Annotated in this window: 23 protein-coding genes; 20 read left to right on the forward strand and 3 right to left on the reverse strand. The window is 72.0% G+C overall.

What is annotated here, in order from left to right; all coding sequences use genetic code 11:
• Positions 1 to 26: 26 nt before the first annotated feature.
• Together OG435_RS45970 and OG435_RS45975 are read right to left on the reverse strand one after the other, a co-directional pair.
• Complete coding sequence (locus OG435_RS45970) at positions 27 to 1,031, reverse strand: aldo/keto reductase (protein ID WP_266887385.1); 1,005 nt, start codon at positions 1,029 to 1,031, stop codon at positions 27 to 29.
• A complete protein-coding gene (locus OG435_RS45975) occupies positions 1,031 to 1,483 on the reverse strand; it encodes an ATP-binding protein (protein WP_266887387.1) in 453 nt (150 codons plus the stop codon). Before OG435_RS45975 ends, OG435_RS45970 begins: the two co-directional genes overlap by 1 nt.
• A gap of 481 nt (positions 1,484 to 1,964) precedes the next feature.
• On the opposite strand from OG435_RS45975, the gene OG435_RS45980 reads away from it, so the two are divergent.
• From OG435_RS45980 to OG435_RS46050, 15 genes are all read left to right on the forward strand, one after another.
• The gene (locus OG435_RS45980; protein WP_266887389.1) at positions 1,965 to 2,492 is read left to right on the forward strand and encodes a DUF6415 family natural product biosynthesis protein; all 528 of its coding nucleotides are present in this window, start codon (positions 1,965 to 1,967) and stop codon (positions 2,490 to 2,492) included.
• A 137-nt stretch (positions 2,493 to 2,629) separates the two neighbouring features.
• Complete coding sequence (locus tag OG435_RS45985) at positions 2,630 to 2,827, forward strand: hypothetical protein (protein ID WP_266887391.1); 198 nt, start codon at positions 2,630 to 2,632, stop codon at positions 2,825 to 2,827.
• Positions 2,828 to 2,879: 52 nt separating this feature from the next.
• Positions 2,880 to 6,035 (forward strand): lantibiotic dehydratase, encoded by a 3,156-nt coding sequence (locus OG435_RS45990; RefSeq protein WP_266887393.1) that lies wholly within the window; start codon positions 2,880 to 2,882, stop codon positions 6,033 to 6,035.
• 182 nt (positions 6,036 to 6,217) lie between these two features.
• Positions 6,218 to 8,041 (forward strand): glycoside hydrolase family 15 protein, encoded by a 1,824-nt coding sequence (locus OG435_RS45995; RefSeq protein WP_266887761.1) that lies wholly within the window; start codon positions 6,218 to 6,220, stop codon positions 8,039 to 8,041.
• Positions 8,042 to 8,052: 11 nt separating this feature from the next.
• The gene (locus OG435_RS46000) at positions 8,053 to 8,571 is read left to right on the forward strand and encodes a hypothetical protein (RefSeq protein WP_266887395.1); all 519 of its coding nucleotides are present in this window, start codon (positions 8,053 to 8,055) and stop codon (positions 8,569 to 8,571) included.
• Positions 8,571 to 9,851 carry an ATP-binding protein gene (locus OG435_RS46005; protein ID WP_266887397.1) on the forward strand — a complete coding sequence of 427 codons (1,281 nt, stop codon included), beginning with the start codon at positions 8,571 to 8,573 and terminating at the stop codon, positions 9,849 to 9,851. Before OG435_RS46000 ends, OG435_RS46005 begins: the two co-directional genes overlap by 1 nt.
• Positions 9,848 to 10,255: a roadblock/LC7 domain-containing protein gene (locus tag OG435_RS46010; protein ID WP_266887399.1), complete on the forward strand. Its 408-nt coding sequence runs from the start codon at positions 9,848 to 9,850 to the stop codon at positions 10,253 to 10,255. The genes OG435_RS46005 and OG435_RS46010 overlap by 4 nt, the downstream gene beginning before the upstream one ends.
• The gene (locus OG435_RS46015) at positions 10,252 to 10,620 is read left to right on the forward strand and encodes a DUF742 domain-containing protein (protein ID WP_266887401.1); all 369 of its coding nucleotides are present in this window, start codon (positions 10,252 to 10,254) and stop codon (positions 10,618 to 10,620) included. Before OG435_RS46010 ends, OG435_RS46015 begins: the two co-directional genes overlap by 4 nt.
• Entirely contained in the window at positions 10,598 to 11,197 is a 600-nt protein-coding gene (locus OG435_RS46020; RefSeq protein ID WP_266887403.1) for a GTP-binding protein, read from the forward strand. Before OG435_RS46015 ends, OG435_RS46020 begins: the two co-directional genes overlap by 23 nt.
• The gene (locus tag OG435_RS46025) at positions 11,194 to 12,465 is read left to right on the forward strand and encodes a cytochrome P450 (RefSeq protein WP_266887405.1); all 1,272 of its coding nucleotides are present in this window, start codon (positions 11,194 to 11,196) and stop codon (positions 12,463 to 12,465) included. The genes OG435_RS46020 and OG435_RS46025 overlap by 4 nt, the downstream gene beginning before the upstream one ends.
• 2 nt (positions 12,466 to 12,467) lie before the next feature.
• Positions 12,468 to 13,742 carry a cytochrome P450 family protein gene (locus tag OG435_RS46030; protein WP_266887407.1) on the forward strand — a complete coding sequence of 425 codons (1,275 nt, stop codon included), beginning with the start codon at positions 12,468 to 12,470 and terminating at the stop codon, positions 13,740 to 13,742.
• A gap of 27 nt (positions 13,743 to 13,769) precedes the next feature.
• On the forward strand, positions 13,770 to 14,270 hold the full coding sequence (locus tag OG435_RS46035) for a LuxR C-terminal-related transcriptional regulator (protein ID WP_266887409.1): 501 nt from the start codon (positions 13,770 to 13,772) through the stop codon (positions 14,268 to 14,270).
• The gene (locus OG435_RS46040) at positions 14,267 to 14,938 is read left to right on the forward strand and encodes a hypothetical protein (protein WP_266887411.1); all 672 of its coding nucleotides are present in this window, start codon (positions 14,267 to 14,269) and stop codon (positions 14,936 to 14,938) included. Before OG435_RS46035 ends, OG435_RS46040 begins: the two co-directional genes overlap by 4 nt.
• Positions 14,935 to 15,468: a hypothetical protein gene (locus OG435_RS46045; RefSeq protein WP_266887413.1), complete on the forward strand. Its 534-nt coding sequence runs from the start codon at positions 14,935 to 14,937 to the stop codon at positions 15,466 to 15,468. The genes OG435_RS46040 and OG435_RS46045 overlap by 4 nt, the downstream gene beginning before the upstream one ends.
• Before the next feature lie 31 nt (positions 15,469 to 15,499).
• The gene (locus OG435_RS46050) at positions 15,500 to 17,644 is read left to right on the forward strand and encodes a tetratricopeptide repeat protein (protein ID WP_266887415.1); all 2,145 of its coding nucleotides are present in this window, start codon (positions 15,500 to 15,502) and stop codon (positions 17,642 to 17,644) included.
• A gap of 206 nt (positions 17,645 to 17,850) precedes the next feature.
• On the opposite strand, the gene OG435_RS46055 is transcribed toward OG435_RS46050, so the two are convergent.
• Entirely contained in the window at positions 17,851 to 19,173 is a 1,323-nt protein-coding gene (locus OG435_RS46055) for an XRE family transcriptional regulator (RefSeq protein ID WP_266887417.1), read from the reverse strand.
• Positions 19,174 to 19,421: 248 nt separating this feature from the next.
• On the opposite strand from OG435_RS46055, the gene OG435_RS46060 reads away from it, so the two are divergent.
• Genes OG435_RS46060 through dcd form a run of 5 tightly spaced genes read left to right on the forward strand, consistent with a single transcriptional unit; the run spans position 19,422 to position 23,071 of the window.
• Positions 19,422 to 20,015: an rRNA adenine N-6-methyltransferase family protein gene (locus tag OG435_RS46060; protein WP_266887419.1), complete on the forward strand. Its 594-nt coding sequence runs from the start codon at positions 19,422 to 19,424 to the stop codon at positions 20,013 to 20,015.
• Positions 20,003 to 21,181 carry a phosphodiesterase gene (locus tag OG435_RS46065; protein ID WP_266887421.1) on the forward strand — a complete coding sequence of 393 codons (1,179 nt, stop codon included), beginning with the start codon at positions 20,003 to 20,005 and terminating at the stop codon, positions 21,179 to 21,181. The genes OG435_RS46060 and OG435_RS46065 overlap by 13 nt, the downstream gene beginning before the upstream one ends.
• Positions 21,178 to 21,993, forward strand: a complete 816-nt coding sequence (locus OG435_RS46070) for a TauD/TfdA family dioxygenase (protein ID WP_266887423.1) — start codon at positions 21,178 to 21,180, stop codon at positions 21,991 to 21,993. Before OG435_RS46065 ends, OG435_RS46070 begins: the two co-directional genes overlap by 4 nt.
• Positions 21,990 to 22,550, forward strand: coding sequence for a dCTP deaminase (locus tag OG435_RS46075; protein WP_266887426.1), 561 nt, complete (start codon positions 21,990 to 21,992; stop codon positions 22,548 to 22,550). Before OG435_RS46070 ends, OG435_RS46075 begins: the two co-directional genes overlap by 4 nt.
• The gene (gene dcd, locus OG435_RS46080) at positions 22,547 to 23,071 is read left to right on the forward strand and encodes a dCTP deaminase (RefSeq protein WP_266887428.1); all 525 of its coding nucleotides are present in this window, start codon (positions 22,547 to 22,549) and stop codon (positions 23,069 to 23,071) included. The genes OG435_RS46075 and dcd overlap by 4 nt, the downstream gene beginning before the upstream one ends.
• Positions 23,072 to 23,110: the final 39 nt, after the last annotated feature.

Consider the following 23,110-nt stretch of genomic DNA (forward strand, 5'->3'; position numbering starts at 1 on the left):
GTCGGCGGCGCGGCGTCGCGCTCCCGTCACATGCCGGTACCGGCCGGGAGCCTCTCCTTCGGCTTCGGGTGCATCTGCGCGCGGGCCCGGGCGTACGCGTCGTCGAGCGTCCGCAGCTCGCCAGCGGTGAGGACTGGCCCGGAGAGAGTCCCGAAGCTCTCTTCGAGCTGAGTCTCGCTGGAGAAGCCGACGACCGTGGCACAGTGGCCGGCGCGCTGGACCCCGGACAGCAGCGCGAGGCGGGTCAGCGTTCCTGGAGCGTCACCGAATCGAGTGTGCAGCTCCTCCAGCCCGCCGGGTACCGTCTCGGCGCCGGACGGAGTGAGACCGGCCCGAAGACCCGGGGCTTTCGGCGCCGCGAGGATCACGCCGACCCCGTGGCGTGCCGTGAACGCGAAGAGGTCTTCGCCTTCCAGCGTGATCACCGGCGTGAGGGCGTTGCATCGGGTCCAGAGGACGTTCGGTCTGATCAGCCGGAAGAGGTGGAGGAATCGCTCGGCGCAGGCGGCGCGCTCGGCGGGCGTCGCCGCGGCGGGCGTGTATGGCCCCTGCATTCCGATGGCCTTGATGGCGCCGACTTCCCGCAGGGTGTGCATCTGATCGATTGCGGTGCCCAGGTAGCGGTCTTGAGGGCCGAAGTCCCACGAGTCCAGGGTGTAGAGGTCCAGCTCCTCGGCGTAGAGGTTCTCCAGTGTCTGCTGCAGCTGGTGGTGGATGTGCCGGTCGGCGTAGGCGTGCGGCGCCGAGCCTCGGATCCTCCCGACCTTGCTGCTGGTCAGGAACGTCCGATCCGGATACTCCCGCAGCAGGCGTCCCACCAGTCGTTCGGCCCGTCCGGCTCCGTAGGAGTCGGCGGTGTCCAGGAGGTTGGCGCCGAGCTCCACCGCGCGGCGCAACCCGTCGAGGAACGGACCGTCATCCCGCTCGCGGGGAAGGTTCCCCGGCAGCCCGACGGCGCCGAGGTTGACGCCCAGGGGGTGAGCCAAGAGGCCCTGTCCCAGATGACGACTCGTCAGGTCCAAGTCGGTCATCAGCGAGATCCTTCCCGCGTCAGCACAGCGATGACGATCTTTCCGTTCGCGGTTTCCTCGACCGACCAGGTGTCGGCGAGGTTCTGGATGATGAACAACCCGCGTCCGCTTGCAGCCACGGAGTCCGGCTCCACGGACGAGTTGCGGGGTTGTGAGGGCAGGACGTCGGTGTCACGGCCAAGGTCGACGACACCCAGCGCCGTGCCGAGCTCGTAGACCTCGATCCTTATGAGGACCGCGCCGCTGCTGTGCTGGACGGCGTTGGCGATGAGTTCACTGGCGATCAGCATGGCGTCATCGACCTGTCCCTCGTCGACGTCGTCCAGGAAGCTGGTAAGCGCAACGCGTGCGGTGCGTTGCGGGGCCGGAAGTCCGGCAAGCTCGACATCGCAGTGGTCTAACAGATTTCCGAGGCTCCGGTCGTGGACCAGCTCGGCGGTAGTCGGAGGCAACCTCGTCTCCTCGTGATCGAGACGCCCTGCGGCGTGGCCGGAATCGACCCGCTTCCACCGTGACGGAAGACCGCGGGCATCGGTACGCCAAACCGCGGCCACTTCTGTGTCACTTCGCCGACCGTCAGGCACTCCGACACGTCCACCACGACGGACAAAGCATGCCAATCCACGTGCGTTGTGTGCTCCGGCTGCGGGTGAAGTGGCCCACAAGTGGCCGCAGTTTGGCGTACCGCTGTCCCGCCGGTTCCGTCACCGTGGAGTGACGCCAGCGACCGCGGTCCCGGAGCCACCGGATTGCGGGCCGCTGTCTGGGCGGTCAGCTCTCTCCCGGGCCGTCGTCCAGATCGGTTCCGCGCCGCCTGACAGCCGCGGGACCCGTCCCTGTTCCGGTGCCGCGCCGGCCTCCCCCGCCACGGCGCGGCACCAGAGCCCCCTCACGATTCGCCCGAGCGGTCTTCTCGTCTGGAGAGCAGTTCCCATGAACTTACGGAGTCACCACCTGTGGCAGGTCGCGATCGGCGAGCCGCCGCCGGGTGCGCTCCCCCGAGCCCACGCAGAGCCCGGGTGGCAGCGTGTCCGTCCGGCGATGCCCTCCCGCAACCTCGCTGCGGCGGTGACCGAGACCGTCACCCTGGTGCTCGGCGAGGAGTCCCCCCTGCCGGAGAGCGAGCAGGACGTCGTCGACCTCGTACAACGTCTCCGCGGGCACGTCATGCAGCTCGGCGCTGTTGCCCTCCCCGGGCCCGCGCTGGACCACGCAAGGGAGATCAGCGGGGGCGACCTCCCGGACGGCTACGTTCCGTCGCGGGTCTACCTGCGTCAGTTGGCGGAGGCGACTCAGGACCTCGTTCGGGCCGCCAACTCCCCACCGCAGTGCGAGGAGCGGAGGGCACTCGGCCCGGGCCGATGGAAAGTTCGGCGCCCTAGCCGCAACGCACTTCGCGGGATGGTGTTCGCCGTCGCGGTGGCCATCCTGATCATCGTCAGCTCCCTTCCGCGGCAGTGAGGGCCGCGCGATGACGAGCGCCGGCTGGGCCGTGGTCGCCGTGATCGTCGGCGCCATGGCCGTCCTGATGGTCCTCGGGCCCCGATGGGGGGCGACCGATCGCCGCAGAGGACCGGAATCGAAATCGGATGAGGAGCATGAGCAACAGTCCTGACAGGAACACCCGCCACGACGGCCCCGAGCGGGTGCTCGCCACGATTCGCGAGCCCCGCGTTCCGCAGCTGGTCCAAAGCGGAGCGTCTCTTCTCGAGCGCACGGACCTGCGGAATGTCGTAGTACCCGGCACGGCCGACGCGCTGGAGAAGTTCTTCATCACCGGCCGGGACCTCGCGTGACCTACCGCCGAACCCCCACCCAGCCGTTCACGTTCGCCAGCAAGGGAGAGGCATGAGCACCGCCGGCCGCCGTTTGCGCTACCTCAGCGCCCAGCCCGCCATGCTGCGGGCCGTCTGCCACCCCGACACCTGCCCGCTGCCCGCTGTCCCCGACCTGACCGACCGGTCGGCGTCCGGAGTCGCCGCCGCACGCGCCTGGATTCAGGCGATGTGGCGCCTCATGGAGGTCCAGGAGCCCGTGCGGCACGCCAGCGCCGACCTGGCCCACAGCCTGGACCTGCTCGTGAAGAACGATGCCGCGAGCACGGACGAGATCTTCAGCGTGGCGTTGTCGTTGCTCGCGTACCGCACCCGTCTGCTGACCCGGGCAGTGCCGTTCGGGCTCTTCGCCGGAGTCGCCGAGATCGCCTTCGGTTCCGGGGCCACAGCGCGGTGGGGTGAAGAACACCATGCGGTGGCCCGCGCGGACGGGCGCTGGCTCACCGAGGTCATCGGCACGCTGGAGTCGATTCCCGCTCTGCGGGAGCGCCTGTGGCTGGTCGCGTCGGACATCCTGACCCGGCGCGGAGATCGGCTCGTCCTGCCCTGGCAGTCGCGGCGCCCGGATGCCACCGGTACCGAGGTGCTGGAGACGTCCCTTCGGCTGGAGCCGGAAGTGCGGGTGCTCGTCGACCTCGCCGCCTCACCGACTCCGTACGGCGACCTCCTCGACAAGGTGCGCGCCGAGGCCCCCCGGCGTGCGGCCGAAGACGTACGCGCGTTACTCGACGGGCTCATCGCCCACCGGGTCCTGATCACCTGCCTGCAGCCTCCGGCCACGGAAACGGACGCCCTGCGCTACGTACTCGACCAGCTGGAGCGCGTGCGCGCGGACCGGATCCCCGAGGCCGCCGACCTGGCCGCCGAATTGCACCGCATCCACCAGCTGATGAGGGCGCACAACGCGGCGCCAGCGGCCCACCGCGCGCCCCTGCGCCAGCAACTCCGTGACTCGATGGCCCCCTACTCGACGGCGCAGCCGGTGGCCATCGACACCCTGCTGGACGCCGAGGTGGTCCTGCCCCGGCAGGTGGCATGGGAGGCCGAACGGGCCGCACAGCTGCTCGCGCGGATCAGCCCGGAGCCCTACGGCACTCCCGACTGGCGTGCGTACCGCGACCGCTTCCTCGCCGAGTACGGGATCGGCGTCGCGGTACCGCTGCTGGAGCTGACCGCGCCCACGGGCCTGGGCCTGCCGGATGGTTTCCACGGCACGCCGACCGTCGGAGCCAGGGCGGAGACCCTGACCACCCGCGACACGGAACTCCTCGCGGCCACCCAGCACGCGGCCCTGACCGGATCCGATCTCGTACTCGACGACGAGCTGGCCGGCCGGATCGCCGTCGGCGACCCGGACCGCATGTCCCCGCCCGCGCACCTGGAGCTGCTGTTCGAGCTGCACAGTGCGTCGCTCGGCGCCCTGTCGGACGGGAAGTTCGCGCTCGCCGTACGCGGCACGCGGGGATGGGGCTACTTCACGGGCGGGAGGTTCGCCGCGCTGCTCGCCCAGCAGCCCGGCAGCCGCCTGCTTGACACGCTCGCTGACCGGCCGGTCAGCACCGCGGGAGCGAAGCGCGCACAGCTCTCCTTCCCGGGACTGACCCCGGCCGGCCTGCACATCACCCGCACGCCCCTCATCTCGCCCACCGTCATCTCCCTGGCAGAGCACCGGGATCCGGCCGCCGGCACCGACCGGATCGAGCTGTCCGATCTTGCCGTGCTGTGCGACGGACACGTCCTGCACCTGGTCTCCCGCTCGCGGCGGCAGGTCATCGAGGTGGGGAAGTTGCATCCGCTGCAGATCGAGTGCCAGTCGCCCGCGGTCGTCCGGTTCCTGGAGGAGCTGTCGCGTGGCCAGGCCGTGCGGATGGTCGGCCCGCTGGGCACTCTGCGGCCCATGAACTGGGGGGCCGCCGACCGTCTGCCCGAGCTGCCGCGGCTCAAGGCCGGACGGGTCGTCCTCAGCCCCGCGATGTGGAGCCTCAACCACGCCGAACTGCCCGGCCCCCGCGCAGGCTTCGCCGAGTGGGAGGCCGGTTTTTCCGCCTGGCGGGCCCAGCGCAGCATCCCCGTCCCCGATCGGGTGCTGCTGGAACGCTTCGACGTCCGCATCGCCCTGGACCTCAGCACGCCCAGCGACCTCGCGCTCCTCAGGGATCAGGTGACCGGCGTCGGGCCGGGCCCCGTCCGTCTCGTCGAAGGCCCGGCCCCGGGCGCCTTCGGCTGGTCCAGCGGCCGAGCCAACGAGGTCGTCACCCTCCTGCGGTCGGCTGCCCCGCGCCGACCCGCGCCCGATCTGCGCACCCTGAACGAGCCGCGCGAGCATGTGGCGCATCTGCCGGGCGCCTCGCGCTACCTCCACGCCCACCTGTATGGACCGTCCCAGGGCCGCGAGGACCTGATCGCCGATCACCTGCTCGCGCTGCTGGCCGACCTGGGGCAACCGCTGTGGTGGACCCGGCCCGGCGCCGGTCAGGATCCGCATCTGGAACTGACCCTGCGCCTACCCGATGCCGCCGGGGCCGGGGACGCGGTGCGCCACCTCGGCACGTGGGCCGAGCACCTCGTCGAGGCGGGAGCCCTGCGCGAGATGACGCTGGTGCCCTACCGGCCGCACACCGGATTGTGGGGCGACGGCCCGCTGCTGGAGGCCGCCGAGGAGATCGCGGCGGCCGACTCCGCGGCCGTCGCCCGCCACCTTCCCCCGCGTCCCGGAACGGACCGGCATCTCCTCGCAGCGACCCACCTTCTCGGCATCGTCCACGGATTCTTCGGTGACCGGGAGGCCGGGCTGGCCTGGCTGATGGCGCAGCCGAAACTGTCCGGCGAGCGGCTGCCGACCGGCGTCGGGCAGGCGGCCGGCCGCCTGGCGGACGCGCTGACGCCCACCGGGGACACCCCGGGGGCCTCACCGTGGGCGGTGCGCCACCGTGCGCTCGGCGCCTACGGGATCCTCGTGCGCCGCACCGACGTGGTAGACGCCGACCGCGTGCTGGATGAACTCCTGCATCTGCACTGCCTGCGGATGCTCGGCCCCGATCCGGGCGCCGAGCAGACCGCGCGGCGGCTCGCCCGCGGCCACGCTGTAGCGGCCCGGGAGACGGGGCCCCGTCCGCGCTCCTCCCCGGATCGGGGTCCGAGGAACGCGGCGAAGCCGCCCCCGCGGTGACCCCTCCCGCCCGCACCCGTCCCTGCCCGAGCGACACACCGAGGACCTGATACATGTCCCAGCACTCCCCCGCCGCCTTGACCGCTGACGTGCGCGGTCCGATGCCGGGCCCCCTGCCCGCGGGCGGCGTCTTCCCGGGTTTCCCGCGCCCTGAGCAGTTCCCCGCCGCGCGTACGGCCGCGATGCGGTCGGTGGGGCGGATCGAGGACCAGGCGTTCATCGGGAACATGCGTACCGGCGCGCACGTCGACCGGGACGGCGCCATCACCATGCTGTCCCCCGGGAGGTTCGACGCGCCGGCGGTCTTCGCCCGGCTACTGGGCAGCGAGGAACACGGCCTGTGGCGCGTGGGTCCCGCTGCGGACGGGCCGGCGCCGGTGGCGGACCGGCGCCGGTACCTGCCGGGCACCCTGGTCCTGGAGTCCACCTGGATCACCCGGGACGGCACCGTGCAGCTGGTCGACTTCATGCCGACCGCCGGGCAGGCGCCGCACGTGGTCCGGATCGTGCGGGGCATCAGCGGGCGGGTCACGATGCGGTCCCTGCTTCGCGCCCGCCCCGACTACGGCCGCCACGTCCCGGCCGTGCGTGCCCAGGGCCGCCGGGCGAGCGTCGACCTCGATCCGGGCCGCCTGTGGCTCGACACCCCCGCCCCCACCCAGGCCACCGACGACGACCTGCTGACGGAGTTCGAGGTGTCCGAGGGCGAGACCCTCTCGCTCACCCTGACGTGGTCGCCGGACACCGACGCCCCGCCACCGCTGCCGGACACCACCGGCCTCCTCAAGGAGACCGTCGACTTCTGGCGGGAGTGGATCAGCCAGTCCACTTACGCCGGACCGCACCGGGACGCGTTCGAGCAGTGCCTCATCACGCTCAAGGCCCTCACCTACGCGCCGACCGGCGCGATCGTGGCGGCGGCGACGACCTCGCTGCCCGAAGAGATCGGCGGAATCCGCAACTGGGACTACCGCTACTGCTGGCTGCGGGACAGCGCCTTCATCGTCGAGGCGTTCCTGGCCTGCGGATTCATCGACGAGGCGCGGGCCTGGATCGACTGGCTGCGTATCGCGATCGGCGGACGCCCCGATCTGATCCAGGTGATGTACGGGGTGGGCGGCGAACGCGACCTGCTCGAGACCATCCTCGACTGGCTCCCCGGTCACGAAGGCTCCACCCCGGTCCGCACCGGCAACGCCGCCGCCAAGCAGCTCCAGGTCGACGTCTACGGCGAGGTCATCAGCGCCCTCTACGAGGCGCAGCTGCGTGACCCGTCGCTGGCGCCGGCCGTCGGGCCGATGATCACCGACCTGGCCGCCTGTCTGGAGGATCTGTGGTCGGAGCCGGATGAGGGGATCTGGGAAGTGCGCGGCGACCGGCGGCACTTCGTGCACTCCAAGGTGATGGCGTGGGTGGCGTACGACCGTGCGGTCAAGCTCATCGACGCCGGTCACGCCCGCGGTCCGGCGGAGCGGTGGCGGGCCTTGCGCGAGGAGATCCACGCCCAGGTGTGCCTGCTCGGCTACGACGAGCAGCGGGGCACCTTCACGCAGTCCTACGGGTCGACGGAGCTGGATGCGGCGCTGCTGCAGATGGTGGCCGTCGGCTTCCTGCCGCCCACCGACAAGCGGATCATCGGCACCGTCGAAGCTGTTCAGCGGGATCTGTCCATCCAGGGCGGCTTCCTGCTGCGCTACCACACCCGCGGCGCGGTGCCCGGCCGTGACGGACTGCCCGGTGACGAGGGCGCGTTCTTGATCTGCTCGGGCTGGCTGGTCTCGGCGCTGGCCCGGATCGGGCGGGTGGACGAGGCCGAGATCCTCCTCGACGGTCTGCTCAGCACCAGCAACGACGTCGGGTTGATGTCCGAGGAGTGGGACCCGCAAAAGCAGCGGCAACTCGGCAACTTCCCGCAGGGCTTTTCGCACTTGGCGGTCATCCTGGCTGCGCTGGCGGTGCATGCCGCGCGGGGCGGCCACGCCCTGGCCGTAGGGGCCGACCGATGAGGGCGCTCGCCGTGCGTACCCCCGCAGCCGAAGCCGCCGAGTCCAGTACCCCGCCGATCCCGTACGCGGTCCGGGCCGGGACCCAGGTCAGCGTGGACGACCTCTTCCCCCACGCGGCGAAGGCGCGGGCGCCCTTCGAGGTGGCGATCGGGGAGCGCTTCGACACGCTGACGATGCCCCGCCGTACCGCGGTGGGGCTCATCGGCCGGTTCGGTGAGCGCCGCGCCCACCCGGTCGGTGCAGCCGTGGCACGGCCGCTCACCGACGAATGGGTCCTCATCCTCCCGCCCGGCTCCGGGGAGGGCCTGCAGTGGAGTCAGCCGGTCGAGCACCGTGACGAGGGTGTCCTGGTGGTTCCGCCGCGGGCAGCCGGACCGGGCGAGGACCTGAGCTGGGTCCGTCTCGGCAACGGCGAACACCGGGTCTTCTCCGCGCCGATCTTGCTGTACTTCGCGCTGTTCCCGCAGCACGCGGTCCGCACCCCGGACCACGGACCTGTCCGAACCGACCGCACGCTTGCGAGGATCTGATGAGCACCCTGATAGAGGGCATCGTGCTGCTGGCGGTGCCGAGTTCAGTCGCCGCAGGGGCGGGCGCGGCGGCGGTGCACTACCGGCGCCGGGCCGCCGAGCGGCTCGGCGTCATCCGCCAGCTGGAGAGCCGGGTCCGCGACGGCGAGCAGCGCGTGTCGGCGCGCGACGAGGACGCCCGGCACCTTGCCGGGCACCGGCTGCCCGCGCTCATCTCCGCGCTGAGCCGTGGGGACGGCAGCCACCGTGACGCCGGTCTGATGCACCCGCAGCTCGCCGACACCGAGACGGGTGCGGCCTACCGCGCCGTGCTCGAACAGGTCGCCGTACTGGCGGGCGAGGCCTCCGAGCGGGCCGAAGGCGCGGCCAACGCGGCGGTCCAGGCCGTGGTCCGCTCGCTGCAATCCCTCATCAACGAGCAGCAGGTCGCCGTGACCGCGCTGCAGGACCTGCAGAGCGACGAGAAGACCCTCGCCATCACGATCCCCATCGACCACGCCAGCAGCCAGCTCGCCCGCCGCGCCCAGATCGTTGGCATCCTGACGGGGATGTGGCCCGGGCGCCGGCGCGCCGACACCCCCCTGCTGGAAACCATCCGCGGCGGGGTCTCCCGGATCCGCGACTACCCCCGAGTGGAGATCACCGGGGAACCCACCGCCTACGTGGCCGGCCGCGTCGTCGAGCCGGTGGTCCTCGCCGCCGCGGAGCTCCTCGACAACGCCGCCCGGCACAGCGAGCCCGGCACCAAGGTCTACGTCTGGTACCTCGAAGCACACAACGGCATCAGCATCGTCATCGAGGACGCCGGGATCGGCATGGCTCCGGAGGAGCGTGAGCGCGCGGCCCGCCTGCTGGCCGGACAGGACCCGGTGCGGATCACCGAACTGCGGACCCCGCCGCGCTTCGGCTTCCAGGCCATCGGCCTGCTCGCCGCACGGTACGGCTTCACGGTCTCGGTGGAGCAGCAGTCCGTGCACGGCGGAGTCCGCGCGGTCCTCCACCTGCCGCGTGCCCTCCTGGCCGCGGCCCCCGCCCACGCGCCCGCTTCCGAGCCCGCGGCCGGCCACGTGCCCGACGCGTCGCCAGCCGGCCACCCCTATCCGGTGGCCGAAGAAGACGGCCTGCCGATGCGCCGGGGCCGGCACGGAGCCCGGCTCTCGACTGCCGCACCCGCCACCAGCCTCCCGCAGCCCGGCGCCGGCCGGGGCCTCGCCGCGTTCATGCGCGGCACCTCCTCCGCCCGCCCCGCCTCGACTACCGATCAGGAGCAGACCTCATGAGCGCCTCCCCCGACGTCAGCTGGATCCTCAACGACCTCGTGAACTTCCCCGGCGCCCGCCACGCGGTCGTGCTCTCCTCGGACGGGCTCGCGGTCGGCTCCTCCGACCAGGTGAGCCGTGAGCTGGCGGACACGGTGGCCGCGATCGCCTCCGGTATGCAGTCCCTCAGCCAGCGCGGCGCGGCGTTCGTCCAGGACGAGCCGACCCCGTGGGAGCAGACGATGGTCAGCTTCACGGGCGGCTTCCTGTTCATCCTCACCGCCGCCGAGGGCGCCTACCTCGTCGTCTCCGCGACCTCGGACGTCGACATCGAGGCGTTCTCGTACCGCATGCGCAAGACCATCGACAGCCTCGGCCCGGCGCTGCGCGTCGCACCGCGCCACAACCTGGCCGATCTGGCATGAGCGGGGCACGGCAGGCAGGCGACGACCGGCTGGTGCGGACCTACGTGGTGACGGGCGGCCGGTCCGAACCCAGCCGTAACCACTTCGACCACATCACCCTCATCAGCCTCTCGGCTTCCGCCGGCCACCTCAGCCGTGCCCACCTCAACCCCGAGCACCTCTCGATCCTGCGGGTGCTGACCGGCGGGGCACAGGCCGTCGCCGAACTCGGCGCGCTCCTGCGCCTGCCGGTGAGCGTGACCCGCGTCCTGCTGGCCGACCTCATGGAGATGGGACACATCACCACCCAGCGGCGCATGACCGACACCACCACCCTTGACCGAGCACTGCTGGAGGAAGTCCTTGCCGGCCTTCGCCGAATCTGAGACCGCGCCGCCGAGACTGCGCGGGGACGAGCGCACCGTGAAGGTGCTCGTCTGCGGGCACCTGGGCGCCGGGAAGACCACCTACGTCCACGCCCTGTCGCAGATCGCCCCCGTCAGCACCGAGGAGGTGATGACGCGCGCGGGCACGGGAGTCGACCACGTCGCACTGCCGGACAAGACCACCACGACCGTGGCCATGGACTTCGGGCGGCACTCGCTCTCCGACGACCTGGTCCTCTACCTGTTCGGGGCCCCCGGCCAGGCACGGTTTTTCCCGATCCTCCAGGACCTGGCCATCGGCGCCCTCGGCGCGCTCGTCCTGGTCGACACCCGCCGCCTGGCCGACACCTACCCCATCCTCCAGCTGGTCGAGGACCTCCGGCTGCCCTACGCCGTCGCCATCAACACCTTCGACGAAGCCCCCGCCGTCACCGACCAGCGGCTGCGCGACGTCATGGACCTTCCCCCCGACACCCCGCTGGTGCGGTGCGACGCCCGCGAGCGACCCAGCGCCCGCGACGCCCTGATCGCCCTCGCCGACCACCTGCTGACCCTCACGCCGGAGCCCTCCCGATGACCACACACCCGACATCCGGCACCGGCCAGTGCCCGGCCCACACCCCCGCACCACCGCCCACCGGGCCGCTGCCGATCTACGGGCCGGCGTTCAACGCCAACCCGGACGCCACCTACCAGCGACTGCGTGACGTGGCGCCGATCATGCCGGTGGAGATCTCCCCCGGCGTGTACGGATACCTGACCGTCACCTACCGGGCGGCCCTCTACCTCCTGCAGAACACCCCGTCCCGCTTCGGCAAGGACCCGCAGCGCTGGGAGGCCCTGCGGCGCGGGCAGGTCCCGGCCGACAGCCCGGCGCTGATGATGATGCAGCCGCGCGACAACGCCCTGTGGAAGGACGGGCCGGAGCACGCCCGGCTGCGCCGGGCGATCACCTCCAGCCTCGCCCGCGTCGACACCCACGCCCTCGCCGCCACCGTCCGCCAGATCGCGGACCAGCTCCTCAGCGCCTTCGCTGCCGACGGGCACGCCGACCTGGTCGCCCAGTACGCCGATCCGCTGCCGATGCTCACCATGATCGAAATGTTCGGGTGCCCGCCCGCCCTCGGCCGCCGCATCGTCATCGCGGTGACCCGCCTGTTCGACGCGGACGCCGACGGCGTGCAGGCCAACGCCGAACTCGAGGCGGCCTGCCTGGAACTGACCCGCCTCAAGCGGGCCCAGCCCGGCCGGGACGTCACCACGTACCTGATCGCGGCGGGCCTGAGCGACGCCGAGATGGTCCAGACGATCCTTCTGGTCATCGGCGCCGGATCCACCCCCTCCAGCAACCTGATCATGAACTCGCTGCGGCGGATCATCACCGACCACCGGTTCGCGGGCACCGTCCATACCGGTGTCAAGCCGCTCGCCGACGCCCTCGACGAAGTCCTCTGGGACACCCCGCCCGTCTCCAACTACAGCCCCCTGTACGCCATCGGCGAGCAGAGCTACGAAGGCGTCCACCTCCAGGAAGGCTTCCCGATCCTGGTGTCCTTCGCCGCGGCCAACGCCGATCCCGCCCTTCCGTTCGCGGCGGGCGCCCGCTCGGGCAACCGCGGTCACCTCGCGTACTCGGCCGGCGTCCACATGTGCCCTGCCCCCGACCTGGCGCGGATCATCGCCGAGACCGCCCTCGAATGCGCCGTCGACCGCCTCGGGGGCCTCACTCTCGCCGTGGACCCGGGCGAGCTCACCGCCCGGCCCGCGACCTTCCACGCCGGACTCACCGCACTGCCCGTCCGCTTCCAGCCCGACACCCACCTGCCCACGACCAGAAGGCGATGACCATGACTTCCAGTACCCACAGCACCCAGGCCCCCACCGCCGGATGCCCCTACCGCATCGACGCCACCGGCTCCGACATCCACGGCGAGGCCACCGCCCTGCGCACCCGCGGCCCGGCCACCCGGGTCGTCCTGCCGGGCCTGCCCGACACCATCCCCACCTGGTCCGTCACCGACCCCGGCCTCATACGCCGCCTGCTCACGCACCCTGACATCTCCAAGGACGCCCACCAGCACTGGCCCGCCTACGTCAACGGCACGATCCCCGCCGACTGGCCGCTGCGGATCTGGGTCGACGTCCGCAACGCCCTGTCCGCCTACGGCGACGAGCACCAGCGCCTGCGCCGCCCGCTGGCCGCCGCGTTCAGCACCCGCCGGGTCCGCGCACTGGCCCCGCAGATCGAGGCGATCACCCACACCCTCCTCGACGACCTCCAGCACGCCGGCCCCGAGGAGACCGTCGACCTGCGCGCCCGCTTCGCCTGGCGCCTGCCGCTCCTCGTCGTCAACGCGATCCTCGGCGTTCCCGAGGACCTCCACGACGACTTCCGCGACGCGGTCGGCGCCCTGTTCTCCACCGACCTCACTCCCGAGGAGGCCGAGGCCACCCCGGTACGGGTCTACGAACTCATCGCCGCCCTGGTGGCCCGCAAACGCGAACAGCCCGGAGACGACGTCACCTCCGGCCTCATCGCCGCCCACCACAGTGGCCAGCTCAGCGAACAGGAACTCGCCGACAGCCTCGTCCTGCTCATCGGCGCCGGACACGAGACCACCGTCGACCTTCTCGACCACGCCATCACCAACCTCCTGACCCACCCCGACCAGCTCACTCGGGCAACCTCCGGCCAGACGGGCTGGGAACCCGTCGTCGAAGAGACCCTCCGCCACCAGGCCCCGATCGCGACGATCATCCTGCGCTTCGCCGCACGCGAGGTGACGGACGACGCCACCGGCATCACCTTCACCCAGGGCGACGCCCTCGCCATCAACTACGCCGCCGCCGGCCGCGACACCGAACTCCACGGCCCCAACGCCGACCAGTTCGACATCACCCGCCACAGCGCCCGCGACCACCTCGCCTTCGGCCACGCCACCCACCTGTGCCTCGGCGCCGAACTCGCGCGCATCGAGGCCCGAATAGCCCTCGAAGCGCTCTTCACCCGATTCCCCCGCCTTCATCTGGCCGTCACCCCTGATCAGCTCCGGCCCCTGGCCAGCTTCATCTCCAACGGCCACCAGGAGCTCCCCGTCCGCCTCGGCGCCCCCGCCGCCTGACTACCCACAACCGACCAGGACCCCCAGATGACCACCACAGCCCCCATCACGCCCGTCACCCCCGCCCAGAGACGGATCGCCGAACACCTGATTCAGGGCCTGACCAACAGCGAGATCGCCAGCGAAGAACAGCTGTCCCGCGGCACGGTGAGCTCCCACGTCCGCAGCATGCGCCAGAACCTCCACTGCCCGCCCCGTTCCTCCCGCCCGGTCCTCGCTCACGCCCTCCTGATGCACCGGCAGGTCGCCGTACCGTCGCTCTCCCCGCTGCAGCCGTCCTTCACGGCGGACGAGAACCAGCAGCGGCTGCTGAAGGCCATCGCCGAGCACTCCGCACCGGCCGACATCGCCCGCGCCGCGAAGATCCCCCTCGCTGACGTCAAGCCCTTCACGGAGGACCTCGTACGCGCGGCGGGCGCCAGCGACGCCACGCAACTCGTCGGCTGGGGACACGCCCTGGGCCTCCTCGGCGAGGGCGGACAGGACACCACGGACCTACCCGCCGCTTCCGAAGGAGCGGCACGGTGAACACCACCCACTCCACCGCCCGACCCGCGAGCGCACACCAGGGCGAGGAGCCGTCGGCCAGCCGACCGGCCGGCGCTCCGTACGAGATGCGACCGCTGAGCAGTGACGCCGACCGCACGGCGGCCGCCGCCCTCGTCGAGAGCCGTGCCCGCTGGCTCGCCGAGCGCGGCATCACCGTGCCCCACCACCACGTCGCCGCGTACCGGGACGCCTGGGCAGAAGCTGTCGGCCTCTACGAGCACAACGCCGCCGGCGAGGAGATCCTCATCGGCTGTCTGCTCCTTCACCGCCAGCCCGAGCCACGCCCCGGCGACACGGACACGCAGGAACCCAGCCTCGGGATCTCCCTCGTTTACACGGCCCCAGACCTCGATGACCAGTGCGGCTGGCTGATCACGGTCTGGGCCGGCGACTTCGCCGCACGGACCGGTGCGACGAGGGTGCACGCCGAGGCACCGTCCCCGGCGGGCGGTGACCATGCTGCGGACGCCCTGCTCCGCTACCTCCGGTCCCTCGGCTGGCTGGTCACCGGCACCGGGATCAACCGGGACGGCCACCGCGTGTCGCGCCTGAGGCTGAACGCTCAGCAGCGGGACGGTCTCGCGGGGCTGATCAACTGCACCGTCCCCGTCACCCGGCCGGAGCCTGGGAACGGAGGCTCGCGATGAATGCCTCCACCCTCTCGGCCCGCGTACCCGACCTCGCCGTCGTGGCTCCGAGCCGTGCGCTCCCGCCGCGCCCCTACGGTCAGCGGCCCGAGCAGGCTAGGCCGCTGCCCGCACCGGCTCTCGCCTCGCTGGAGACACGGCGCCTCACGATGAATCAGGCGGCCCTCGCCGCCCCGGGCCCGCTGCACGTGCTGCTCTACGCCCTGACCGGACCCCACCGGGAAGCCAACGGCGACCTGGCCGCCGCCCGGGGTTACGCCCAGACCCAGCACCTGACCGTGGCCGGCCCGCCGATCGTAGACACCCTCGACGAAGTCGACATCCGCACCGGCGGCGACGACCCCCTCCTGCGGCGCGGTTACGCCCGCGCCCTGCGGATGGTGGCCGACCCCGACTGCGCGGTGCGCGGCGTGGTCGCGGTCAGCCGGACCGCGATCACAGCGGCCGACCGGCTCTACGCGGACCAGCTGACCTGGTACGCCGATCGTCGCGCCGGGCTGTGGCTCGTACGCGGCGAAACCCAGATCTGACCGACCGGACACGACGACGAGGTATCTGGCGATGACCGAGCAGGCCCCCGGGACTCCGCTCCCGCCCGCGGTGGTGACCAACACCGTCGGCAACGCGGCTGTGCACACCAGCGTGCAGGCGGGCACGGTCGGCGCCGTCCACTTCCACCAGCCGCGCCACGAACCGCCGGTGCCCCGGCAGTTGCGGCCAGTGGCGCCCGCCTGGACCGACCGCGAGCGGGAGCAGGACCAGCTCACCCGGTGGATCGAGACCCAGCCCGAGTACGCCGTGCCCATCGCCGTGCTGACCGGCCCCGCCGGCATCGGCAAGACCGCGCTGGCCGAGCGAATCCTCCACGGCCTGTCCGGCCGTTACCCGGGCGGCCAGCTCCACGTCGATCTGCGGGGACAGAACCCGGACGGTCCCGCCCGCCCTGGGGAGGTCCTCGGCCGGATGCTGCGCTCCATCCTGCCGGGCCCGCTGCCCGCCGGAGTTGAGGAACTCGCGGCTTGGTGGCGGTCCGCGACGGCCGCCCGTCCCCCGATGTGCCTGCTCCTGGACGGGGTCTCCGATGCCGCCCAGATCCACCGTCTGCTGCCGGGCGGCAGCGGGCACCTCGTTGTCGCGACCAGCCGCATCCCGCTGCCGGAGCTCGCCCGCCACGGCGCGGCAACTCTCGCGCTGAGCCCCCTCGACCACGTTGCCGCCCGCTCCTACCTGGCGCGCTGCCTCGGACCTGACCGCGTTCAGCGCGAGACGGAGGCCGTCACCGAACTGATCGGGCTCACCGCCGGCCTGCCTCTCGCGCTCGCCCTCAGCATCACCCAGCTCGCCCGGCACCCGGACCGGCCACTCCGCGCCGCTGTCCGCGCCCTGAGCGAGCGCCGCCGCTGGGCGGCGAGCACGAGCCCCGCCCCCGACCTTCCCGGAGCGATCGTGACCTCTGCTCTCGACGCCGCGTACGCGGACCTCTCCCGCCCCGCCGCCCGCCTGTACCGCAAGCTCGCTCAACTGCCGGTGGAGAGCGTCGACGGCTCCCTCGCGGCGGCCGTCGCGCTGCTCACTCCCGCCGAAGCGGCCGACCTCCTCCAGGAGATCACCATCGGCGGCCTCCTGGTCCGGGACAGCGACCATCCCGTGCGCGGCCCTGTCTGGCGCTACTCCAGTGCCGCTCTCGCGCACGCCCGAGACCACGCCGCGCTGGAGAAGCTGGACGGAGCGGAGACCGAGGCCCGTCGGCGGGCGGCCGACTGGTACCTGGCCGCGGCCACTGCTGCCGAGCGGCTGCTGACGCCCAGCCACCGCCGGCTCGACCGGACCTATGTCTACCCCGCCGAGCACCCGGTCGAATTCCCGGACCGCGCGGCGGCCCTGTCCTGGCTCGACGCGCAGTCCGCCAACCTCCTGACCGTGATCCGCAGCGCGCACGCGGCCGGCTCGTACGGACTGGTGTGGCAGCTCGTCCACGCCATGTGGCCCTGGTGGCGGGCCGCCAGGATGTACGACGCCTGGATCGACGCCCACCGCCTGGGCCTGGAAGCCGCCCGCCTCTACAACAGCGATCTCGCCGTGCAGGAGATGGCCAACACCCTTGGCATCGGCCTGCGCGGAGCCCGCAGCTTCGACGAGGCGGCCCGGATCTTCGCCGACGTCCTGGCCGGCGCCCGCGAGCGCCAGGACGTCCGGGGCGAGGCGCAGGCGCTCCACGAGCTCGGCGCCACCGCGTACGAGGCCGGTCGCCCCGAGGAGGCTGTGGGGCACCTGGAGCAGGCCCGGACCCTGCGCGAGAGCCGGGAGGACCGCCGCGGAGTCGCCCTCACCGACATCCTCCTCGGGCAGGTCCATCTGGGCCGCGGCGATGCCGCCGCGGCCATCGAGGTCCTCGCCGCCGCCCGTGCCGCGCTCATCGAGGTCGCGGACCCGCACGACGCGGCCCGGGCCCTGGCCTGGCTCGGCCGGGCGTACTCGGCTGCCGGGCGCCACGACGAAGCCCGACCGGCGGGTTCGACGGCGCAGCAGGAGTTCGAGCAGACGGGATCCCGCCAGTGGATGGCCCGAAGTCTGGAACTCCTGGGCGAGAGCGTCGCAGCGGCAGGCGACGAGGAAGAGGCCCGAGAGCTCTTCGCCCGTGCACTGGCGGCGTACGAGCCGCTGAGCGCCACGGACGCCGCACGCGTCCGCGCTCGCCTGTCCTGATACCCGACCGCTGCACGGCTGGCCAGCGGCCGCCGTGCGTTTCCCCTCTGACTCCCGGAGCACCCTCTGTGACAACGGCATCCGACACCAGCAGTCGGTCAAGCATCATGGGCGCGCAGCGGCACTACAAATCGGTCACCAGTGGACTGGAAGCCGGACGCCGAAGGTACGGCAGCGGCGGCATCCACGTGTCATTCCTGCCCGAGTTATGCGACGGCGTGCAGCAGTTCAGGTACGCCTTCCGCCGTCCGGTAAGGAGTGAAGGCGGGAGCCAGATCGCGGACGAGCTGAACGCACCGCGGAGCTCCGATCCGTTCGGCCAGGTGGAACGCTTCGAGAGCGTCGGCAGCTGCGGCTTCGGGTTCGCGACGGCTGAGGTGCCCCTGAGCCCGGTACGCGAGGAAGATACCGCGGGTCTTGTCCCGGCTGGCTGGCAGGAGGGCCTGGCCTTCGGCGATGAGGCGGTGTGCCTGCGTCGTATCGCCAAGGTCGAGCAGACAGCGCCCCGAGTCGACGGCGAGGTCGGCGGGCGACATCCACGAGCACCAAGCCGGGCTACCGCCCGCGTCCCCGGCACCGAGCAGGCGTTCTGCCGTATTCAGAGAGTTCAGGGTGGCGCGGCGTTCGCCGAGCGCCGCTTGAGCGCGTGCCAGCCGCAGGTGCAGCAGGGAGCTGGCCGCAGGGTGGGTGGTGCGGCGGAGGGCCTTGGTGAGGATGCCCGCGGCGGTGGTGGGATCGTCCCGCCAAGAAGCCTGGTAGGCGAGGTCACTGAGAAGGGCCGCGCCCATGTCCCGGTCGTCCCCGGCGTGGGCGTTGTGCAGGCCGGCAATCCAGTACCGGCTGGCGGCGCCGTGCTGGCCATGGTCGAAGCGGATCCAGGCGACCGTCTGGGAGAGGCTGGCGGCGAGCTGGTGCAGGCGCACTCCCACGGGGCGGGAGTAGCGCTGCTCGTCGATCAGGTCGGTCACGCGAGCAAGGTGCGCGTCGTAGAGGGGAGCGATGTGCTGGCGCTGCTCGGTGGCCATAGCGTTCAGGCGGCCGCTGGTCTCCTCCAGCAGGGCCACGACGTCCTCGCCGACCGCGGCGCCGGGGCGCGGGGGACCGGCGGCGAGAGCCGTGGGTTCGGTTCCGGCCCAGCTTCCAGCCAGGACGACGAGCGCGGATCCGGGGATGACGCTGAGCAGGGTTCGACGGTCCATAGTGTGCAGGGCCTCTCGCAGTGCGGGCACGGAGTTGGCGTGGCCGAGCGGCACGACACCTCGGTCGACGCGAGGAAGCCAGGCAGGCCAGGCGGCATGGTCGACGTCACCGGCCGGGATGCCCAAGACCTCCGCGATGTAGGTCTGGGAGACGGCGTCGGGCCGCACCCCGTTGACCTCCCACTTCCGCACCCGGTGCTTGTCGACGCCGGAGCGAAGCCCGCGACGACGGGCAGCGTCGTGCACGGCCTCGGCGAACTCCACGCGGTCCAAGCCGAGCGCGAGGCGCAGGGCGGCAAGCGGGTGGGGTGTGCGCTCTTCCTCGTCCACGACGAAATCCAATCAGGCAGGCACGGCCTGAGCGTACTGCCGGATGCGGCGGGACCCCCGGGGGACCCCCGTCAAACCCTGTGGCAGGACGCACAGTTGACCGACACTCGATCACCCCGGCGACCTCTCAGGCGCTGTGACGCATCACCCCGGCACCGTCTGCACGGTGCCCCTGTGCGCACCCGGCTGCGTCCCTCGACGCCGAGCAGGTGCCTTGCGAAAGGACTTCCTCAGTGATCAAGCAACCCTTGACGGTTGACGAAGTCGTCGGCGGCGTGGCCGACCGTTACGCCGCTCTCGGTTTCCAGACCCGTGGAGATCTCGGGCAGCACTTCCTGCGAACCCCGGACGCCGCTTACGCCCTCCTGGAGCGGGCCGGTATCCCGGCCGGAGCACCCGTGCTCGAGGTCGGAGCGGGACTGGGCACGCTCTCGTCCGCGATCGCGACCGCCGGACACCGCATCTGGGCGGTGGAGAAGGACGAGCGTCTGCGAGACCACCTGACAGAGCGCCTTGCCCCGTTCGGGGACAGGGCCCGCGTCACCTTCGACGACGTACGCCGCGTCGACCTGGACAGCGGCCTGGATCCCGGCAGCGCGCTGGTGTCCATCATGCCGTTCGACCCCCGTCTGGCCGCCGACCTGATCTGCCACGTGTTCACCTGTCCCCGCTTGGAGTACGGGCTCGTGGTCGCACCCAGCGCCAGCGCCGAACTGCTCTCCCGGAGCACGGACTTGGCCGTGGTGGAGGTCGACGGCATCGCCAGGTCCTCCTTCTGGCCGCCGGCGCCCACCGTGCTGCGAGTCCTCGCAATCGGCCGGAGGTCGACGTGCAGGAGCTGATCGCCACGGGCTGCTTCCACTCCGCGCTACCCGGCGGCCACCGTGCCCTGTCGGCGCTGCGCTCCGCGCGGAAGGCCGGAGCCCTGGCCGTCGACGCCGGTGACTTCTTCTCCGGCAGCGCCTTTCACACCTACTCCGGCGGCCGCGTCGAGGAGAAGCTCCTGGCTGAGCTGTACGACGCGGTGATCCCCGGCAACCACGACCTTCCCGACCTGATGCGGCTGCGCCGTCCCGAGGCGTTCCCGCCGGTCGTCTGCGCCAACGTCTCGCCCCCGCCCGCTTTCGCCGGCCGATGGACGAGCGGGCTGGTGCTGCACGGAGCGTCGCTTCGCGTCGGGATCGTCGGTTACCTGGGGGAGCAGGCGTACGGGGCGATTCCCGCGGCTGAGCGCGCGGGCTTCACCTACCGGCCCCCGACGGCCGCGCTGATCGCCGTCGAGGCCGACGTGCTGCGCTTGGCGGGTGCTGACGTCGTGGTGGGAGTGAGCCACAGCGGTTTCCTCGCCGATGTCGCCGACCAGGAGGCCGAGTGGCCGCTGACCACGGTGATCTCCTCGCACTGCCACTCGCCGTGGACGCATTGGACGCAGGGCATCCGGCACGTGGCCAAGCCAGCCGCGCAGGGCGCCGGGCTGCTCCGCCTCAACCTCGGTGTCGACGGTCCCCTTAGCGTCCGCCACGACGGCCCCTACGGCAGCGGCCCCGAACATGTGGCCTCCGACCTGGACGCGGATTTCGAGGCGTTCACAGCGTGGGGGAAGCACTCGGTGGGCCATCTCGCGGCCGCCCTGCCCGGCCGCCAGGACGTCGCCCGTCTTCTGGCGGCCCGCGCGCTGCGTGCGACGGGCGCCGACGCCTTCATCCTCAACACCTACACGCTGCGCGGAGGACTGCCGGCCGAGGTGACCCGCGCGGCGCTGTGGGCCTGCGCGCCGTTCGACAGCGACCTCGTGGTGCTCGACGGCACCCACCCACCGCGTGCCCTGGCCGACCGGGCCCGCGAACTGGGCGAGGACCTCACCCTCGCTCCCGCCCCGGCAAGCGACGCACCGGGGCGCATCGCCACCACCGCCTACCTCGCCGGACGACTGGGACTGCCCGCCCGGCCTCCTGTCCAGCCGTGCACGCTGCACGGCGTCCTCACCGCTCGTCTGGAGACGTCATGACCGACCTGCTGCATCTGGACGCCCGCGAGCTGACCTTCGGCCCGACCGCGCCGGACGCCCTCGCGCACGCCTTCGACGGCTCCGGTGAGGGCCGGGCGCTCGTCACCTTCGAATCCCAGGAGCACGGCCCCAACCTGGACCTCGCGCTGAGCCTGCTGTCCACGCTCGGCACGGTCCTGGCCCTCTACCCGGACCGAGGCTGCTGGGACGAGCTGACGGTCCGCGATGACGTGGACCCCGGACGCACCCACGGCGTGGGCGAGAACCGGCTGCACGTCGACCTCGTCGACCGCGACCGCGCCCCGCGCCTGATCGCTCTGTACTGCGTGCGCGCGGACCCGGCGGGCGGCGGCGCCTCCGCCCTGTCCGACCTCCACACCGCCACCGGGGACCTCGACCATGCGGATCGCGAGCTGCTGCGGCAGCCGGTCTTCTCCTACTTCACCGACCACGGAGTGCACGGCGTCGGTGCGGGGATGGCCCGCTTCGCCGTCCTGCCCGAGCGCCTTGACGGCCGGGAACCGATCCGGTTCACCTCCAAGATGCTCCCCCACCTCCAGCGCGGCGAGCTGGTGGACGGAGGCGCCCCCGAGCAGGTCGCTGCCGCGTTCGGTCGCCTCGTGGCCGCCGTCGAGGAGCGGCGCACCACCGTGCGGCTGCAGCCCGGCCAGCTCCTCCTCTTCGACCAGTGGCGCTACGCCCACGGCCGCATGCCCATGGGTCCGGGCCAGAGCGAACTGCCGCCCGGCCAGCGCCGACTGCTGAAGCAGGCCTATGGTCACCGCCCCGAGCCGACCGGAGGAGCACGATGATCCTGACCGGACCCGCGATCCGCGAGGCCGTCGCCAAGGGGACGATCACCATCGACCCGTTCGAGCCGGACCTGCTCAACCCCAACAGCTACAACTACCGGCTCGGCGACCAGCTCGAGGAGCTCGTCAGTCGGCCAGCCGACCCCACCGTGCCCGCCCGGACGCGCACCATCGACCTGAGCGCCGACGGCTTCGTGCTCCAGCCGGGCACCGTCTACCTGGGCACGACCGTCGAGACGATCGGCAGCGCGGCCTTCGTCACAAGCCTGATCGGCCGCTCCTCCCTCGGACGGCTCGGCTGCTTCCTGCAGATCTCCGCCGACCTCGGCCAGCTCGGCGCCGTGCACCGCTGGACGCTGGAGGTCACCGTGGTCCAGCCCCTGCGGATCTATCCGGGCATGCGCGTCGGGCAGGTTTCCTTCTGGCGTCCGGCCGGCAGCCGCTCCCCCTACAACGGGCACTACGGCACCCTCAGCGTCCCCGCCGCCTGGTCCCCGCGCGCGGCCGCCGGCCACGGCGCGGCCCCCGCCCCGCTCCTTCAGGAGGTGACCGCATGATTCTCACCGGCCCCGAGATCACGTCCCGCGTCAGGGACGGCCGCATTCGCATCGAGCCGTTCGACGCGAGCCACGCACAGCCCAATTCCTACGACTTCCACCTCGGCGAGACCGTCGGCTCGTACACCAGCCACGTGCTGGACTGCGCCCGCGACAACCCCTTCGAGCAGCACCCCATCCCCCCGGACGGGTTCGAACTCCAGCCGCACCGTATCTACCTGGCCGCCACACAGGAGCGGATCGGCAGTGACCTCGTCGTGCCCGTCATCCGGGCCCGTTCCTCCATCGCCCGCCTGGGCTTGTTCGTCCACGTCACCGCCGACCTGATCGACCTCGGCTCCTTCGGCCAGCTCACTCTGCAACTGCACGCCGTGCAGCCGGTGCGCATCTATCCGGGCATGCTGATCGGCCAGGTCACCTTCTGGGAGACGACCGGAGAGCGGGTCCTGTACGACGGCAAGTACCAGGGCAGCCGCGGCCCGCAGCCTTCGAAGTCCCACCTCGACTTCGAGGTCCGGTGATCACCCCTGCGGCCCTCTGCCGCGAGCCGAAGGGTCCTG

Source organism: Streptomyces sp. NBC_01264 (genome assembly GCF_026340675.1).
Lineage (GTDB): Bacteria > Actinomycetota > Actinomycetes > Streptomycetales > Streptomycetaceae > Streptomyces.

What these genes read in the sequence shown, in the direction of transcription:
- OG435_RS46025 (WP_266887405.1), top strand. Translation starts at nt 11,194, where the DNA reads ATGACCACACACCCGACATCCGGCACCGGCCAGTGCCCGGCCCACACC.
- OG435_RS46015 (WP_266887401.1), top strand. Translation starts at nt 10,252, where the DNA reads ATGAGCGGGGCACGGCAGGCAGGCGACGACCGGCTGGTGCGGACCTAC.
- OG435_RS45990 (WP_266887393.1), top strand. Translation starts at nt 2,880, where the DNA reads ATGAGCACCGCCGGCCGCCGTTTGCGCTACCTCAGCGCCCAGCCCGCC.
- dcd (WP_266887428.1), top strand. Translation starts at nt 22,547, where the DNA reads ATGATTCTCACCGGCCCCGAGATCACGTCCCGCGTCAGGGACGGCCGC.
- OG435_RS46050 (WP_266887415.1), top strand. Translation starts at nt 15,500, where the DNA reads ATGACCGAGCAGGCCCCCGGGACTCCGCTCCCGCCCGCGGTGGTGACC.
- OG435_RS45970 (WP_266887385.1), bottom strand. Translation starts at nt 1,031, where the DNA reads ATGACCGACTTGGACCTGACGAGTCGTCATCTGGGACAGGGCCTCTTG.
- OG435_RS46005 (WP_266887397.1), top strand. Translation starts at nt 8,571, where the DNA reads ATGAGCACCCTGATAGAGGGCATCGTGCTGCTGGCGGTGCCGAGTTCA.
- OG435_RS46070 (WP_266887423.1), top strand. Translation starts at nt 21,178, where the DNA reads ATGACCGACCTGCTGCATCTGGACGCCCGCGAGCTGACCTTCGGCCCG.
- OG435_RS45980 (WP_266887389.1), top strand. Translation starts at nt 1,965, where the DNA reads ATGAACTTACGGAGTCACCACCTGTGGCAGGTCGCGATCGGCGAGCCG.
- OG435_RS46075 (WP_266887426.1), top strand. Translation starts at nt 21,990, where the DNA reads ATGATCCTGACCGGACCCGCGATCCGCGAGGCCGTCGCCAAGGGGACG.
- OG435_RS46035 (WP_266887409.1), top strand. Translation starts at nt 13,770, where the DNA reads ATGACCACCACAGCCCCCATCACGCCCGTCACCCCCGCCCAGAGACGG.
- OG435_RS45985 (WP_266887391.1), top strand. Translation starts at nt 2,630, where the DNA reads ATGAGCAACAGTCCTGACAGGAACACCCGCCACGACGGCCCCGAGCGG.
- OG435_RS46045 (WP_266887413.1), top strand. Translation starts at nt 14,935, where the DNA reads ATGAATGCCTCCACCCTCTCGGCCCGCGTACCCGACCTCGCCGTCGTG.
- OG435_RS46030 (WP_266887407.1), top strand. Translation starts at nt 12,468, where the DNA reads ATGACTTCCAGTACCCACAGCACCCAGGCCCCCACCGCCGGATGCCCC.
- OG435_RS45995 (WP_266887761.1), top strand. Translation starts at nt 6,218, where the DNA reads ATGCGGTCGGTGGGGCGGATCGAGGACCAGGCGTTCATCGGGAACATG.
- OG435_RS46010 (WP_266887399.1), top strand. Translation starts at nt 9,848, where the DNA reads ATGAGCGCCTCCCCCGACGTCAGCTGGATCCTCAACGACCTCGTGAAC.